We start from the raw sequence: 15,120 nt of genomic DNA, 5'->3' as shown, positions 1-15,120 counted from the left end.
AGTCTTCCCTCTCAAGAGGCTTGGATATCCGCAGACGCAACGCACGGCCAAGCTGAACGGTTGCGGGCTTCATTCAACCTCATCGGGCGTCGACTGGCTTTCTTTCCGGCGTCGCCCGAATCGACGCGGTTCGCCCTTGGCCTTGGCCGTGATCTCTTTCAGCTTGCGGCCCTGCATGGCCGACAGGGCCTGGCCCGGCGCGCCCTTTTCCGGGTCGGCGAAGGCGCGGCCATGGGTCTGGATTCGCTCGCCCACCGAATCGAGGAACTCCCCCTCCCATTCGGACAGGGAAACGCCCGCCTTCTCTGCCGAGCGGCGGGCGCGTTTCAAGGCGTTGAGCGCGGATCGTTTCGCCGCCTCCTTCTGCTGCTCCCAAGGGCTCAGAGAAGGTTTGGTTTTAGACGCGCTATCGCCCTTCGGGCTGCTTGAGCGCAATTTAGAGGCGCTATCGCCCTTCGGGCTGCTTGAGCGCGAGAGGCCGCTGGAGCGCAGCTTGGCGCCGCCGCCCTTCAGGCTGCTGGAGCGTGAAGGGCCGTCGCTGGAGGGCTTGAAGGGCGTGCGCTTCAGGCCCGCCTCCCTCAGATCTCGCCGAGAGCCAAGAGGTAGAGGTCCAGAATCGCTTCTTCTTCCTGACGCTTGGCCTTGTCCTGCTTGCGTAGGCGCAGAACCTTGCGCAGCACCTTGACGTCATAGCCTTCGCCCTTGGCCTCAGCGAAGACCTCCTTCATGTCGACCATGACGGCCTGCTTGTCCTCTTCGAGGCGCTCCAGGCGTTCGATGATCGAGCGAAGACGGCCCTGGGCCGTGGCGGTCAGGACGTCGGGGCTGGCGTCGAAGGAAGCGTCGTCCATGACTGAACTCCAGAACTCAAATCAAGCTGCGCCCTCAAGCAGGCCTAGGGCCGTTAGGGCAAGAAAAAAGCACGTCCTCAAGCAGGCCGAGGGCCATTGGGACGACTTGGAAAAGAATCACTAGTCAGACGCGAGCCTGCGCTCAACGCCGGACGCGAAAAAGCCGCGGACAACGCCCGCGGCCCTGTGGATAGTCATCCCATCCACCGACGGTCGGCGCGCGCCTCGCCCGCGAAAGGCGGGGCGCGCCGATCGCGCCTGATCAGCCTTGCTTGGCTTTGAAGCGCGGGTCGGTCTTGTTGATGACGTACAGAACGCCCTTGCGGCGAACGATCTTGCAGTCGCGGTGGCGACCCTTCAGCGACTTCAGCGAGCTACGGACCTTCATGGTCGGACGTCCCGGTTGGAGGCCCGTGAGGGCGAGTAAAACAAAAGAGCCGCGGGCGAACCTGCGGCGGAGGCGGTCGTATAGAGAGGCCTTCGCCTTTCGTCAACATTCCGCGCGGGGAATCCGCTGGAGGCCTGGCCCCCGAGTCGAACGGAGGATCTCCGGACTTGCACGTCCGGCGCGTCGCCCCTCCGCCACCAGGCCGCGCTCAGGGAACGCCGCAATGTAAATTCGGCTGATTAACCGCCTGCTTGCAAGAATGGTTAACGGCGCTTTCACCCTTATCACGGAAACTCATCGGACCTTCGCGCGCTTGTGATTGGTCGTGGAATTCGGGGGCGTTAGCCTGTGACTATGCGTATCGCTTATCGTCTTCTGTTGTTGGGTTCGGTCGCCGCCTGCACCCCCATGGTTCCCACGCCGCCGCAGCCACAGCCTGCGCCGCCGCCCGTGGTCGAGCCTGCGCCCGCCACGCCGGCCCCCACGCCCCCGCCCGCCCAGACGGATCTCAGCGAGGCCTATGACCACGCCAGCTTCGACGCCTGGAAGCAGAGCTTCCTGGAGCGCCACGGCGGCGCCCGCAAATGGGAGTACGCCCGCGAGCTGGAGAGCGTGACGCCGAACCCCAGCATCATCCGCCTGGACCGCAACCAGCCCGAATTCTCGCGCCCCGCCGGGGTCTATATCCAGAACGCCACCACGCCCGCGCGAATCGCCATGGCGCGCCAGCGCGTCGACCGCGTGCCGTGGGACGTGACCCAGAAGTACGGCGTGCCGACCGAAATCCTGCTGGGCGTCTGGGCTCAGGAAAGCGCCTTCGGCCAGGTCCAGGGCGATTTCGACGTCATCCGCTCGCTGGCGACCCTGGCCTATGACGGCCGCCGCCGCGCCTGGGCCGAGGATCAGCTGAAACACGCCCTCGACATCGTCGTGACGGGCAAGCGCGACCGCGCGGGGCTGAAAGGCAGCTGGGCCGGAGCCATGGGCCAGACCCAGTTCATGCCGGACAACTATCTGCGGCTGGGCGTCGATCAGAACGGCGACGGCAAGGTCGACATCTGGGGCTCGGACGCCGACGCCCTGGCCTCGGCGGCGAATCTGCTGGCCCAGGCGGGCTGGAAGCGCGGTCAGGGCTGGGCCTATGAAGTCACCCTGCCCTCCAACTTCGACTACAGCCAGGCCGAGGGGCCGAAACACCCCTGGTCCTGGTGGGCCGCGCGCGGCGTGCGTCTGGCCGACGGCTCCTCCCCCAACAGCGCCGAGGCGGCCGAGGGCGCGGCCATCCTGCTGCCGCAGGGAGCCAAGGGCCCGGCCTTCCTGGCCCTGCCCAACCACTACGTCATCCGCCGCTACAACAACTCGGTCAGCTACGCCCTGGCCATCGGCATGATCGCTGACGGGGTGGCGGGCAAGCCTGCGCTGAAGGCCTCCTGGCCCAACGACGGCCCCCTGACGCGGGACCAGAGAATCGGCGCCCAGCAGGCCCTGACCCGCATGGGCTTCGACACGCAAGGGGTCGACGGCGTCATCGGCTCAAACACCCGCGCCGCCCTGCGCCGCTGGCAACAGGCCAATGGGCGGACGGCGGACGGCTATCTGACCGACGTGCTGGCGGATGAACTCATCCGCCGGGCGCGATAGCGTCCTTCTCCCCTTGTGGGAGAAGGTGGCCCGTCAGGGCCGGATGAGGGGTCTCTCCGAAATCAGATGCAAGGATTGCGAGGCTAACGTCCCGCAACCCCTCATCCGTCAGGCTTCGTCCGCCACCTTCTCCCACAAGGGAAGAAGGAAGCCTCAGCCCTTCATCCGCCAGGTCGCGCCCTGTGGGCCGTCCATGACCACCACGTTCAGTTCGTTCAGCCGGTCGCGGATGCGGTCGGCCTCGGCCCAGTTCTTGGCCGTGCGGGCGGCGGCGCGTTGTTCCAGCAGGCCCTCGACCTCAGCCTTCAACCCTTCGTCGATGCCCGAGAACCACTCCGCCGGATCAGCCTGAAGCACGCCCAGGATCGAGGCCGCCGCGATCAGCCGCCCCTTGGCCTCGGCCACCGCGCCTTCGTCGCCCGCCGTCATGCCCCGCTCGATATCGCTGGACAGGGCGAACAGGGCCGCCATGGCGCCCGGCGTGTTCAGGTCGTCCTCGATGGACTTCATGAACTCGACCGGCGGCTCGACCTCCGCCGCCTCGACCCCGGCCGCGCGGTGCAGGGCGCCGTAGAGGCGATCCAGGTTCTTGCGGCTCTGCTCCAGCAAGGTCTGGTTCCAGTCCAGCGGCTGACGATAGTGGGCGCTCAGCAGGGCCCAGCGCACCACCTCGCCCGGCATGGCCTGCACCAGATCGTGCAGCAGCAGGACGTTGCCGATCGACTTGGACATCTTCTCGGCGTCCACGGTCAAGAAGCCGTTGTGCATCCAGTAGCGGGCGTATTCGTCGTGCGCCTCCTCGCCGTGGGCGTGGCCGTGGGCGCAGACCCCTTGCGCGATCTCGTTCTCGTGGTGCGGGAAGACCAGGTCGATGCCGCCGCCGTGGATGTCGATGGGCAGGCCCAGCGTCTCCTCGATCATGGCCGAGCATTCGATGTGCCAGCCGGGGCGCCCCTCGCCCCACGGCGAGGGCCAGGACGGCTCGTCCGCCTTGGACGGCTTCCACAGCACGAAGTCGTGCGGGTTCTTCTTGTAGGGCGCGACCTCGACGCGGGCGCCGGCGATCATGTCGTCCAGATTGCGCCCCGACAGCGCGCCGTAGGACGGATAGGACGACACGTCGAACAGCACATGGCCCTCGGCGGCATAGGCGCAGCCGGCGTCGATGATGGCCTGGATCTGTTTGGTGATCGCCTCGATGTAGTCGGTGACGTGCGGGGCGATGTCGGGCGGCGACACGTTCAGCAGGCCCATGTCGGCCAGATAGGCGGCCTCATAGCGCGCCGTGATCTCGCCGATGGCGACGCCTTCCTTGGCGGCCTTGGCGTTGATCTTGTCATCCACGTCAGTGACGTTGCGGGCGTAGACCACCTTGTCCGCCCCATAGGTGCGGCGCAGCAGGCGCACCAGCACGTCGAACACCACCGGCGGACGCGCGTTGCCGATATGGGCGTAGTCATAGACCGTCGGGCCGCAGACATAGAGGCTCACCCGGTTCGGATCACGCGGCGCGAACAGGCGCTTTTCACGGCGCAGGGTGTCGTGGATGTGCAGGGCCATGGGTCAGGTCTTTTGCGAGTTTTCTTGCGGGACTGAGGAGGTGTCCCATATAGCGGCCTGATAGACAGTCAGGGCCGCGCGCCCAAGTCCATATATATTTGTATTCTGAACAGGCGCTCTCGCCGCCGCCGGATCGTTTCATGAGCAGCACCCCCGCCAAGCCCGTCCTCGTCGCCAATGAGGCGCCCCAGCGTCCCAGCCGCGAACAGGCTCTGGAGGCCGTGCGCACCCTGATCGCCTGGGCCGGCGACAACCCCGACCGCCCCGGCCTGCTGGACACGCCCAAGCGCGTGGTCGACGCCTATGGCGAGTGGTTCGACGGCTATGACGCCGATGCGGGCAAGGAGCTGAGCCGCACCTTCGAGGACGTGACCGGCTATGACGACATGGTCATCCTGCGCGACATCGAGGTCGAGAGCCACTGCGAGCACCACCTGGCCCCCTTCCTGGGCAAGGCCTACGTCGCCTATCTGCCGGGCGAGAAGGTGGTGGGCATCTCCAAGCTGGCGCGCGTGGTCGAGATCTTCGCCCGCCGTCTCCAGAACCAGGAGACCCTGACCAACGACATCATCGACGCCATCGAATCGCACCTGCAGCCCAAGGGCGTGGCCGTGCTGGTCGATGCGGCGCACCAGTGCATGACGACGCGCGGCGTGCATCACCGCCACGTCTCGACCATCACCACCCGCTTCACCGGCGCCTTCAAGAACGACCCGGCCCTGGCCGAGCGATTCCTCAAGCTGGCTCGAGGCTGAGAGTCAGAGACGGGAATCCGGGGCTGAATTGATCGCGGCCAGGGCGGCCCTGCGCCGAATTCGCAATCTTATTCCCCTGCGGCGTCATTTCCTCGCATTCGACGGCTTTACAAGCCTGCTTCAGGACGCCAAGAGACGAGCCAGACTTTCAGTGTGGTCCGCCGGAGGGTGCGGATCTTGATGGAGACGAGGGCGTAATGGGCGCGAAACTTTCCTCAGGCGGTGGCGGCGGCAAGCTGGCGCAACAGAACGCGGACATCAACGTCACGCCGTTCGTTGACATCATGCTCGTGCTGCTGATCATCTTCATGGTCGCGGCGCCGATGGCTACCGTGTCGATCAAGCTGGACCTGCCGCCCGCGACGCCGCCGGCGCCGGACGCCGAGAAGCCGAAAGAGCCGGTCTACATCACCATTCAGGAAAACGGCTCGCTCTACATCGCCGAGACGGAAACCACGATCGCCAAGCTGACGGCTGACGTGTGCGCCGCCCAGGCCGTGACGACGGACTGCCGTGAAGAACGCGTCTTCGTCCGCGCTCAGCCGGAAGTGAAGTACAACCAGTTCATGGAAGTCATGAACAAGCTTCAGGAAAACGGCTTCTACAAGGTCGGCCTCCTGAACGAAGACATCACCTGAGACGGTCGGTCATCGACAGTCTGGAAAAGGGTCGCTTCGGCGGCCCTTTTTCTTTGCCCGTCAGCCATCGACCGCTTGCGCCCTCCCCCTGTTCCAGCCTCAATGCGCGCCTCGAATGAGGGGGAGTAAATCATCATGCGTCGCCGTACCTTCCTGTCCGCCCTGCCCGCCGGAGCCCTGATGGCGGGGGCCGCCAGCGCCCAGCAGGCGCCAAACGCCGCCACGCCTTCCGCCAATCCGGCTTCCGTCCAGCCCGCCCCTGCGCCAGACCCCTACGCCGGCGTCGGCATCGGCGACCGCATCACCGGGCCGCGCTTCGTCGGCCGCTCGACCGTCTGGGGCGCGAACGGCGCCGCGGCCACGGCTCATCCGGCCGCCACCCTGATCGGCCTGGACACCCTGCGACGCGGCGGCTCGGCCATCGACGCGGCCATCGCCATCAACGCCGCCCTGGGCTTCCTGGAGCCGACCGCCAACGGCATCGGCGGCGACGCCTTCTGCCTGATGTGGGATCCGGCGCAGAAGAAGGTCGTCGGCTTCAACGGCTCAGGCGCCAGCCCGCGCGGCCTGTCGCTGGCGACCGCGCGATCCAAGGCCGGAGCCGACGGCTACCTGCCCCGCTACGGCGCCGTCACGGTCAATGTGCCCGGCACGGTCGACGCCTGGTGGAGCGCCCACCAGCGCTACGGCAAGCTGCCGTGGAAGGACGTCCTGCTGCCCGTCGCCGAACTGTGCGAACAAGGCGTGCCGGTACCGCAGGTCGTGGCCTACTATCTCGAACGCGGCATGGCCAACTTCGACAAGAGCGCCGGGACGATCGAAGAGAACGACAACCGCAAGAAGGTCTGGCTGACCGGCGGCCGCACGCCGAAAACGGGGGAAATCTTCGCCAACCCGGACCTCGGCCGCACCTACCGCATGATCGCCGAGGACGGCCGCGACGCCTTCTATGACGGGGTGATCGCCGACCACATCGAGCGCTATTTCAAGCGCATCGGCGGCTGGATGACCCGCGCCGACCTGGCCGCCCACCGCACCGAATGGGTCGAGCCGCTGATGACCACCTATCGCGGGGTCGAGGTCTATTCCCTGGGGCCGAACACCCAGGGCCTGTCGACCAACCAGATCCTGAACATCTGCGAGCAGTTCGATCTGAAGGCCATGGGCTTCCAGTCCGCCGCCTCGATCCACGTCCAGGCCGAGGCCAAGCGTCTGGCCTTCGAGGACCGCGCCCGCTACTTCGCCGACGAGCGCTTCGCCAAGGCCCCGACCGCTTGGCTGAACTCCAAGGCCTACGCCGCCGAACGGGCGAAACTGATCCGCCCCGACCGCGTCATGGACCGCGTCTTCCCCGGCGATGCGCCGACGCAGGGCGACACCACCTATTTCAGCGTCGCCGACAGCGACGGCATGATGGTCAGCTGGATCCAGTCCAACTATCGCGGCATGGGCGGCGGCCTGACGCCCGACGGCCCGGACGGCCGGACGCTGGGCTTCATGTTCCAGAACCGCGGCGAACTGTTCGCCCTGACCGACGGCCACCCCAACGTCTACGCCCCCGGCAAGCGCCCCTTCCACACCATCATCCCCGGCTTCGCCTGCAAGGACGGAGAGCCGTGGATGGCCTATGGCGTCATGGGCGGCGGCATGCAGCCGCAGGGACAGGCCCAGATCATCATCAACATGGTCGACTACGGCCTCGACCCGCAGGAAGCCGGCGACAGCCCGCGCTGGCAGCACTACGGCTCGTCCGAGCCGACCGGCCAACCGGCCGAGGGCGTCGGCAAGCTGCACCTCGAATCCGGCGTGCCCGAGGCGACCAAGCAACAGCTGACGGCCATGGGCTGGGATCTCGGCCCGCCCGACGGCGGCTTCGGCGGCTATCAGAACGTGATGAAGCAGATCAACGAACAGGGCCGCTGGACCTACGGCGCCGCCACCGAAATGCGCAAGGACGGCAACGCCCTGGCCTATTGATCCGGCCTTCAGCCGCTTGAAATGCCGATCCCACAGGTCGATGGACCGGCGTTTACAGCGGCTGAACTCACCTTCAGTGCCAGCGCACACCGTTAACCCCCGCCCATCCCGGCGTCCGCCGGGATGAGCGGGGGTGAGGGAAGCGACCAACCTCTGGTGTGAATCCCCCCTCTGACCGTCCCCGCAAGCCCTTGACCTGACGCCACGTCAATCGACTAGAGTTCGTTTCTAAACAGGACGGACCTATGACCGATCTCGTCACGCGCGACTTCATCGCCCCGGCCGCCGACGGTTATCCGCTGTCGATGCGGCTGGTGTCGGCCGTCCAGCCTCGGATCGCCGTGCTGGTTTCGTCCGGCACCGGATTCCCCAAGGGCTTTTACGAGCGGTTCGCCCGCTATCTGGCCGAGCGGGGCGCGGCAGTGCTGACCTATGATTTCCGGGGCATCGCCGGGTCGCGGCCGGATGATCTGAAGAGCTCGACCATCGACTATCCGGACTGGGGCCGTCTGGACATGCCCGCCGCTCTGGACGCCCTGATCGAGGCGGCGCCGGGCCTGCGCATCGTCCATGTCGGCCACAGCGTCGGCGGCCATTTCCTCGGCTTCATGCCCAATCACCACCGGATCGAGCGGCACGCCTTCGTCTCGGTCGGGACAGGTTGGTGGGGCGGGCACCACCGCAGCTACAATCCGATGGAGTTGTTCTTCTGGCTGGGCTTCGGCCCGTTCAGCCTGATGCGCCACGGCTACATCAAGGGTGGAGGCCTGTGGGCCGGGACCGATCTGCCGCGCGGCGTCTTCACCACCTGGCGGCGCTGGTGCCTGAAGCGCGCGTATTTCTCCAAGGAGCTGGAGACCAGCCTGCGGCCGCATCATTATGAGGCCGTGACCGCGCCGATCCGCTCATGGATCTTCACCGACGACCCCATCGCCACGCCCAGCACCGCGCGCGATCTGTTGAGCGTCTATCCCAAAGCCCGCTCGGACATGAGCGTCCATGCGCCCGGCGACTTCGGCGCGCGGCGCATCGGCCACGAAGGCGCCTTCCGCAAGAGGATGGAGCCGTTGTGGGATCGGATTTTCCACTGGCTCGACAATGGCGACGCCTGAGCCGGCGCCTATATCCCAGGCTCATCTTCCCACCGGAGCCTCCCCATGCCCTATTCCGATCAGCCGACCGTGACCGCCTCGGGCGTGGAGATTCCGCTGCTTGGCTTCGGCACCTGGCAGCTGGAAGCCGACGACGCCCGCCGCATGGTGCGCGAGGCCCTGCGCATCGGCTATCGCCACATCGACACCGCCTGGATCTACAAGAACGAGAAGGCGGTCGGCGACGGCATCGCCGACGCCATGGCTGAAGGGATCGTCACGCGCGACGACATCTTCGTCACCACCAAAATCTGGGTCGAGCATTTCCAGCACGACGCCCTGCTGCGTCAGGCCGAGGAATCCGCCCTCAGCCTGGGCCTGACGCCGGACCTGCTGCTGCTGCACTGGCCCAAGCCGACGCCCGCGCTGGCGGAAACCATCGGCGCCCTGAACGAGGCGAAGGAAAAAGGCTTCACCAGGAACATCGGCCTGTCCAACTTCCCCTCAGCCCTGTTCCGCGAGGCCGCCGCCCTGTCGAGCGCGCCGCTGATCACCAATCAGGTCGAATACCACCCCTATCTGTCGCAGAAGACGCTGATCGAGACGGCGCGCGATCTAGGGTCGTCCATCACCGCCTGGTCGCCGCTGGCCCAGGGCAAGATCGCCGACGACGCCGTGATCGGCGAAATCGCCAGGGCGCACGGCAAGACCAGCGGCCAGATCACCCTGCGCTGGATCATCCAGCAGGGCGTCATCGCCATTCCGCGCACGGCCAAGGAAAGCCGCGCGGCCGAGAACTTCGGCGTCTTCGACTTTGAGCTGTCGACCGACGAAATGGCGAGGGTCAGCGCCCTGGCCCGCCCCGACGGCCGCATCGGCGACTGGCTGGACGAGGCCTTCCAATGGGATCAGGATGCCTGATCAGACACGGTTCTGGGGCGCATGCGCCGAGGAGGACGTCATGGGTTCGGTTCTGGGCTTTCCGGGGATTGATCCGATGGACGCCGTCGTCGGCGCGCGCATCCGCCGCTGGCGCGACCGGCGCGGCGTGGCCTTCGCCGACCTGGCCGCCGCCATCGACCTGACGCCCGAGGCCCTGCGCCGGGTCGAGGCGGGCCGCGAGCATCTGGATTCCGCGCAATTAGACGCTGCCACCCGCGCCCTGCGTCTGCCGGTGTGGGCGCTAGTGTCCGACGCCCCGGCCTATTGATCGCCGACGCGTGACAGACGGCGCATGTCCGCCTAAGCGTCAGCGCATGGCCTACAAGTCCCTGCGCGATTTTCTTGCGACCCTCGAAGCCGACGGCGAACTGGTCCGCGTGTCCGAACCCGTCTCCACCCATCTGGAGATGACCGAGATCCAGACCCGCCTTCTTCGCAACGGCGGTCCAGCCGTCCTGTTCGAAAAGCCGGTCATGCCCGACGGCACGATCAGCCCCATTCCCTGCCTGGCCAATCTGTTCGGCACGGTGAAGCGGGTCGCCATGGGCGTGACGCTGGAGGGCAAGCAACGCACCACGGCGGGCGAACTGCGCGAGGTCGGCGAACTGCTGGCCTTCCTGCGCAATCCGACGCCGCCGCGCGGCCTCGGCGACGCGATGGAGATGCTGCCGCTGGCCCAGACCGTCATGTCCATGCGGCCCAAGACGGTGAAGAAGGCCCCGGTGCAGGAGGTGGTGCTGAAGGGCGATCAGATCGACCTGACCGCTCTGCCCATCCAGGGCTGCTGGCCGGGCGAGCCCGCGCCCCTGATCACCTGGGGCCTGGTCGTGACCAAGGGGCCGTCCGACGACCGCGAGGACGACTTCAACCTGGGCATCTATCGGATGCAGGTGCTGGGCAAGGACAAGGCCATCATGCGCTGGCTGGCCCATCGCGGCGGCGCCCAGCACTACGCCCGGCACAAGAAGGCGGGCAAGCGCGAGCCCCTGCCCTGCGCCGTCGTGCTCGGCGCCGATCCGGGAACCATCCTCGCCGCCGTGACCCCGGTGCCGGAAACCCTGTCGGAATATCAGTTCGCCGGCCTGATGCGCGGCTCCAAGGCCGAACTGGTCCCATGCAAGACCGTGCCGCTGATGGTGCCGGCCCAGGCCGAGATCGTGCTGGAAGGCCACGTCCTGCTGGACGAATTCGAGGACGAAGGCCCCTACGGCGACCACACCGGCTACTACAACTCGGTCGAGAAGTTCCCGGTCTTCCAGGTGACGGCCATCACCATGCGCAAAGACCCCATCTATCTGACCACCTTCACCGGCCGCCCGCCGGACGAGCCGTCCGTGCTGGGCGAGGCGCTGAACGAGGTCTTCATCCCCCTGATCCGCCAGCAGTTCCCCGAGATCACCGACTTCTGGCTGCCGCCCGAGGGGTGCAGCTACCGCATCGCCGTGGTGTCGATGAAGAAGGCCTATCCCGGCCACGCCAAGCGGGTGATGATGGGCTGCTGGAGCTATCTGCGGCAGTTCATGTACACCAAGTGGATCATCGTCGTGGATGACGACATCAACGCTCGCGACTGGAAGGACGTCATGTGGGCCGTCTCGACCAAGATGGACCCGGCGCGCGACATCACCGTCATCGAGAACACCCCGATCGACTATCTGGACTTCGCCAGCCCCGACAGCGGCCTGGGCTCCAAGATCGGTCTGGACGCCACCGACAAGTGGGAGCCCGAGACCAAGCGCGAATGGGGCGAGGAGATCCGCATGGACGAGGCCGTGGTCGAGCGGGTCAATGACATCTGGGACAGCCTCGGCCTGCCCGGCGACGGTGCGCCGATCTGGAAGCGCAGAACCGGTCTTTAGGAACCAAAAACTCGTCTCGCCAGAGAACCCAAATGGCTGATCGGCGTTCAGTTTCCCGACCGAAGGAACGGCGACGCTCGGGGCGCGCTGATCGGCTTAGGGGAATCCATATGATTTCACGCACCAGCGCCGGCGTCGCCACGCTCGCACTCGCCGCCGCGCTCAGCCTTTCGGCGTGCGGCGACAGCAAGGGCAACGCCGAGAATCCGGCGCCCAAATCGGTCGCCCAAGCGGCGGGCAACGAGGCCACGCAAGAGAAGATGAGCCTCTACATCGACGCCTTCAACGCGCTGATCGACGACCCCTGGGGCGTGACCAAATACTACGGCGAGTATCAGAAGCTGGATATTCCCAACGCCTCGGCTTCGGCGACCCTGCACTTCCCCGAGAACATCTCCCATTTGGAACGGGCGATCGAGAAGCTCAAGCAGGGCCGCGCCCTGAACGGCGGCAATCAGGGCAAGAAGGCGGATGAGACGGTCGACAAGCTGATCCCGCAACTGGAGGCGCTTCTCGCCCAGTGGCGCACGTTGGACCCCTACTTCGAGTCCCGCGCCTATCGCGAAGACAATCTGGCCAAGGCCAAGGGCGCGCACCCCGCACTGATGCAGGCCTATCAGGGCAGCGTCAGCGGGATCGAGGCGCTCGACGCCGCCCTTTCCGAATATCAACGCGCCAGCAACGCCGCGAAGATGGAAGCCATGCGCAAGGCCGGCCACGCCGCCGAGGCCAGCGTCCTGGACGCCATGCAGAAGGCCGACTTCTTCACCAATGCGGTGATGGAGAACAACAAGGCCGAAGCCGACCGCCTCTTGCCCGACCTGGAGGCCTCCGTCGCCAAGCTGCGCGAGGAACAGGCCAAGATGCCCTCGGACAGCCGCAACCGGTCCACCCTGAACAGCATCGCCGACAACCTCAGCGGCATGATCGGCGAGTATCGCGACTTCAAGCAGACCGGGGCCGACGGCTACCGCGAGCAGGTCGTGGACAGCTACAACAGCGCGATCGGCAACATGAACCGTGTGGAACTGCCCGCTTAACGACCCTGCGTCCGGCCGTCACGCGCGGCCGGACGCGCTTCTCGCGAACTGCGCCGGGGTTGCCAGACGGCTGTGATCGGATCACGAAGGGCCTATGCGCCTAGACCGTTTCGTCACAGCGGCCGTCGCCGCCCTAGTTTGTCTCGCGAGCCCCGCCATGTCCCAGACCCCGTCCGCTTCCGTTCCCAACGAAGCCCCGTGGGACCAGGCCTTCCTGCCGCCCGCTCCCGCCTGGAACGGCCCCAGCCGCGCCCTGCTGCGGGGCGCCGCCGATCCCTGGGTCACGGCGTTCGAGGCCGACGCGGCGCATGACTTCTCGCCCAACTACGCCGACACCCGCGCCTGGTTCGACCGGCTGGACGCGGCCAGCGACCTGATCCGCATCGAACAGTTCGGAACCTCGCCGGAAGGCCGGCCGATCTACGCCGTGATCGCGTCCAAGGACGGCGCGGCCTTCGATCCGTCCAAGCCGGTCCTGCTGGCTCAAGCGGGCATCCACCCGGGCGAGATCGACGGCAAGGACGCGGGCATGATGTTGCTGCGCGACATCGCCTTCTACGGCAAGGACGGCCTGCTGGACCGCGCCAACCTGATCCTGATCCCGATCCTCAGCGTCGACGGGCACGAGCGCGCGGGCGCCTATTCGCGCCCCAACCAGCGCGGGCCGCGCATCCAGGGCTGGCGCCACACGGCGACCAACCAGAATCTGAACCGCGACTTCATGAAGCTGGATCAGGCCGAGATGCAGGCCGTCATGGGCCTGATCCACAAATACAAGCCGAACCTCTACGTCGACATCCACGTCACCGACGGCATCGATTATCAATACGACGTCACCTTCGGCTACAACGGCGAGGACGGCGTCTGGAGCCGCAGCCCGGCCATCGCGAAGTGGCTGGACGCCGCCTTCAAGCCCGCCATGTATGCGGCGCTGGAGGCTCAAGGCCACATCCCCGGCGAACTGGTCTTCGCCATCGACGACCGCGACCCGAAGAAGGGGCTGAACGACGGCGGTCTGGGCGAGCGCTTCTCCAACGGCTGGGGTTCGGCGGCCCACGTCCCGACCATCCTGATCGAGAACCACAGCCTGAAACCGCATGAACAGCGGGTGCTCGGAACCTATGTCTTCCTCGAACAGGCGTTGAAGCTGCTGGCCGAAAAGTCCGTCGACCTGCGCGCCGCCATCGCCGCCGACCGCGCCCTGCGTCCCGCCGAACTGCCCGCCAATTTCGACAGCGACGACACGCCCTCGCACACCCGCCCCTTCAAGGGCATCCGCTATGAGACCTTCGACAGCATCGCCTCGGGCCGCCCCGAAATCCGCTGGCTGGGCCAGCCGGACGCCGAACTGTGGCCCATGCCCTTCTACGGCTCGCACCCGACGCTGACGCTGAAGCGGCCGAGCGCCTATTGGGTGCCGTCCTATCGTCAGGACGTGATCGAGCGCCTGCGCGTCCACGGCGTGCAGATGGAGACGCTGGACGCCCCGCGCACCGTCGCCGTCGACATGCTGCGCCTTGTCGATCCCAAGGTGTCGGCCCACACCAACGAAGGCCATGTGCCGATCTCGGTCAGCGAGGTCCGGCCCGAGGCCCACGACTGGACCTTCCCCATCGGATCGGTGCGCGTGCCCACCGATCAGCCGATGGGCGACGTCGCCATCCTGCTGCTGGAGCCGCAGTCGAACGAGAGCTTCTTCGCCTGGGGAATGTTCCCCGAGGTGCTGAACCGCGTCGAATACATCGAGGCCTACGCCATCGCCCCGCTGGCCGAGAAGATGCTGGCCGTCGATCCGGCGCTGAAGGCCGAATTCGAAGCCAAGCTGGCGGCCGACCCCGCCTTCGCCGCCGACGGCGACGCGCGTCTGGCCTGGTTCTATGAGCGCACGCCCTTCTACGACCAGCGCTATCGCCTCTATCCCGTGGGGCGTGAAAATTGAGCCTGATCCCGACCATTCAGGCCGCCGCCCTGTGGGGCGGCCTGCTGATCCTGCTGCTGTTCGTCCTGTCGGGCGTCGTGGTGCGGCGCCGTCGTCAGCATCTGGTCGAGTTCGGCGACGGCGGCGTGCGCGAGCTGGTCTGCGCCACCCGCGCCTTCTCCAATGCGGCCGAGTATATCCCGGCCGGAATGTGCGGCCTGATCCTGCTGGCCTTCCTCGGCGCCCCGGCCATGCTGATCCATGCGGTCGGCGGGATGCTGTTCGCCGGGCGGGTGATCCACGCCCTGGGCCTGCTGTTCCAGGAAGGGCCGTCGCTGGGCCGTTCGGTCGGCATGATCCTGACCTGGCTGGCGCTGCTGGTCGCGGCCGTCAGCCTGATCGCCTGGTCGATCCTGTAAGAGAGGCGACCAAAGAAGCCGACCCTCTCCCGGCGGGAGAG

General features: G+C 66.7%; 15 protein-coding genes and 1 tRNA gene. 11 read left to right on the top strand and 5 right to left on the bottom strand.

Features of this window, described 5'->3' with window-relative positions; genetic code table 11:
* Positions 1-69: 69 nt before the first annotated feature.
* The 4 genes from FGL25_RS03930 to FGL25_RS16785 form a co-directional block, all read right to left on the bottom strand.
* Positions 70-330 (bottom strand): hypothetical protein, encoded by a 261-nt coding sequence (locus FGL25_RS03930; protein ID WP_376746912.1) that lies wholly within the window; start codon positions 328-330, stop codon positions 70-72.
* A 248-nt stretch (positions 331-578) separates the two neighbouring features.
* Positions 579-851, bottom strand: a complete 273-nt coding sequence (locus FGL25_RS03925) for a DUF2312 domain-containing protein (RefSeq protein ID WP_138141014.1) — start codon at positions 849-851, stop codon at positions 579-581.
* Between the two features lie 262 nt (positions 852-1,113).
* The gene (gene ykgO, locus FGL25_RS03920) at positions 1,114-1,239 is read right to left on the bottom strand and encodes a type B 50S ribosomal protein L36 (protein WP_003165750.1); all 126 of its coding nucleotides are present in this window, start codon (positions 1,237-1,239) and stop codon (positions 1,114-1,116) included.
* A 127-nt stretch (positions 1,240-1,366) separates the two neighbouring features.
* Positions 1,367-1,443 (bottom strand) — tRNA-Ala (locus FGL25_RS16785).
* Between the two features lie 150 nt (positions 1,444-1,593).
* On the opposite strand from FGL25_RS16785, the gene FGL25_RS03915 reads away from it, so the two are divergent.
* Positions 1,594-2,880 (top strand): lytic murein transglycosylase, encoded by a 1,287-nt coding sequence (locus tag FGL25_RS03915; protein ID WP_138141013.1) that lies wholly within the window; start codon positions 1,594-1,596, stop codon positions 2,878-2,880.
* A 153-nt stretch (positions 2,881-3,033) separates the two neighbouring features.
* Here the strand turns inward: FGL25_RS03915 and cysS are convergent, their stop codons facing one another.
* On the bottom strand, positions 3,034-4,440 hold the full coding sequence (gene cysS / locus FGL25_RS03910; RefSeq protein WP_138141012.1) for a cysteine--tRNA ligase: 1,407 nt from the start codon (positions 4,438-4,440) through the stop codon (positions 3,034-3,036).
* A 140-nt stretch (positions 4,441-4,580) separates the two neighbouring features.
* Here cysS and folE point away from each other — a divergent pair, with 140 nt between their 5' ends.
* From folE to FGL25_RS03860, 10 genes are all read left to right on the top strand, one after another.
* Positions 4,581-5,195 (top strand): GTP cyclohydrolase I FolE, encoded by a 615-nt coding sequence (folE, locus tag FGL25_RS03905; RefSeq protein ID WP_088411897.1) that lies wholly within the window; start codon positions 4,581-4,583, stop codon positions 5,193-5,195.
* A 197-nt stretch (positions 5,196-5,392) separates the two neighbouring features.
* The gene (locus FGL25_RS03900; protein ID WP_128720507.1) at positions 5,393-5,833 is read left to right on the top strand and encodes a biopolymer transporter ExbD; all 441 of its coding nucleotides are present in this window, start codon (positions 5,393-5,395) and stop codon (positions 5,831-5,833) included.
* A gap of 135 nt (positions 5,834-5,968) precedes the next feature.
* A complete protein-coding gene (locus tag FGL25_RS03895; protein WP_138141011.1) occupies positions 5,969-7,810 on the top strand; it encodes a gamma-glutamyltransferase family protein in 1,842 nt (613 codons plus the stop codon).
* 245 nt (positions 7,811-8,055) lie between these two features.
* Positions 8,056-8,922, top strand: coding sequence for an alpha/beta hydrolase family protein (locus FGL25_RS03890; protein WP_138141010.1), 867 nt, complete (start codon positions 8,056-8,058; stop codon positions 8,920-8,922).
* 45 nt (positions 8,923-8,967) lie between these two features.
* The gene (locus tag FGL25_RS03885; RefSeq protein ID WP_138141009.1) at positions 8,968-9,822 is read left to right on the top strand and encodes an aldo/keto reductase; all 855 of its coding nucleotides are present in this window, start codon (positions 8,968-8,970) and stop codon (positions 9,820-9,822) included.
* On the top strand, positions 9,815-10,111 hold the full coding sequence (locus tag FGL25_RS03880) for a helix-turn-helix domain-containing protein (RefSeq protein WP_138141008.1): 297 nt from the start codon (positions 9,815-9,817) through the stop codon (positions 10,109-10,111). Before FGL25_RS03885 ends, FGL25_RS03880 begins: the two co-directional genes overlap by 8 nt.
* A 46-nt stretch (positions 10,112-10,157) precedes the next feature.
* Positions 10,158-11,702, top strand: coding sequence for a UbiD family decarboxylase (locus FGL25_RS03875; protein WP_138141007.1), 1,545 nt, complete (start codon positions 10,158-10,160; stop codon positions 11,700-11,702).
* Between the two features lie 110 nt (positions 11,703-11,812).
* Positions 11,813-12,742: a DUF3829 domain-containing protein gene (locus FGL25_RS03870; RefSeq protein ID WP_138141006.1), complete on the top strand. Its 930-nt coding sequence runs from the start codon at positions 11,813-11,815 to the stop codon at positions 12,740-12,742.
* A gap of 157 nt (positions 12,743-12,899) precedes the next feature.
* Positions 12,900-14,681, top strand: a complete 1,782-nt coding sequence (locus FGL25_RS03865; RefSeq protein ID WP_138141005.1) for a M14 family metallopeptidase — start codon at positions 12,900-12,902, stop codon at positions 14,679-14,681.
* The gene (locus FGL25_RS03860; protein WP_040345894.1) at positions 14,678-15,079 is read left to right on the top strand and encodes an MAPEG family protein; all 402 of its coding nucleotides are present in this window, start codon (positions 14,678-14,680) and stop codon (positions 15,077-15,079) included. The genes FGL25_RS03865 and FGL25_RS03860 overlap by 4 nt, the downstream gene beginning before the upstream one ends.
* The last annotated feature ends 41 nt before the right edge of the window (positions 15,080-15,120 follow it).

It is taken from the genome of Brevundimonas vancanneytii (genome assembly GCF_901421975.1).
In the GTDB taxonomy this organism is placed as follows: Bacteria; Pseudomonadota; Alphaproteobacteria; order Caulobacterales; family Caulobacteraceae; genus Brevundimonas; species Brevundimonas diminuta.
This window is presented reverse-complemented; position numbering and strand designations above follow the sequence as displayed.

Excerpts from the sequence above, each read along its gene's own strand:
- FGL25_RS03925 (WP_138141014.1), bottom strand. The coding sequence starts at position 851 with ATGGACGACGCTTCCTTCGACGCCAGCCCCGACGTCCTGACCGCCACG.
- ykgO (WP_003165750.1), bottom strand. The coding sequence starts at position 1,239 with ATGAAGGTCCGTAGCTCGCTGAAGTCGCTGAAGGGTCGCCACCGCGAC.
- FGL25_RS03915 (WP_138141013.1), top strand. The coding sequence starts at position 1,594 with ATGCGTATCGCTTATCGTCTTCTGTTGTTGGGTTCGGTCGCCGCCTGC.
- cysS (WP_138141012.1), bottom strand. The coding sequence starts at position 4,440 with ATGGCCCTGCACATCCACGACACCCTGCGCCGTGAAAAGCGCCTGTTC.
- folE (WP_088411897.1), top strand. The coding sequence starts at position 4,581 with ATGAGCAGCACCCCCGCCAAGCCCGTCCTCGTCGCCAATGAGGCGCCC.
- FGL25_RS03900 (WP_128720507.1), top strand. The coding sequence starts at position 5,393 with ATGGGCGCGAAACTTTCCTCAGGCGGTGGCGGCGGCAAGCTGGCGCAA.
- FGL25_RS03895 (WP_138141011.1), top strand. The coding sequence starts at position 5,969 with ATGCGTCGCCGTACCTTCCTGTCCGCCCTGCCCGCCGGAGCCCTGATG.
- FGL25_RS03890 (WP_138141010.1), top strand. The coding sequence starts at position 8,056 with ATGACCGATCTCGTCACGCGCGACTTCATCGCCCCGGCCGCCGACGGT.
- FGL25_RS03885 (WP_138141009.1), top strand. The coding sequence starts at position 8,968 with ATGCCCTATTCCGATCAGCCGACCGTGACCGCCTCGGGCGTGGAGATT.
- FGL25_RS03880 (WP_138141008.1), top strand. The coding sequence starts at position 9,815 with ATGCCTGATCAGACACGGTTCTGGGGCGCATGCGCCGAGGAGGACGTC.
- FGL25_RS03875 (WP_138141007.1), top strand. The coding sequence starts at position 10,158 with ATGGCCTACAAGTCCCTGCGCGATTTTCTTGCGACCCTCGAAGCCGAC.
- FGL25_RS03870 (WP_138141006.1), top strand. The coding sequence starts at position 11,813 with ATGATTTCACGCACCAGCGCCGGCGTCGCCACGCTCGCACTCGCCGCC.
- FGL25_RS03865 (WP_138141005.1), top strand. The coding sequence starts at position 12,900 with ATGTCCCAGACCCCGTCCGCTTCCGTTCCCAACGAAGCCCCGTGGGAC.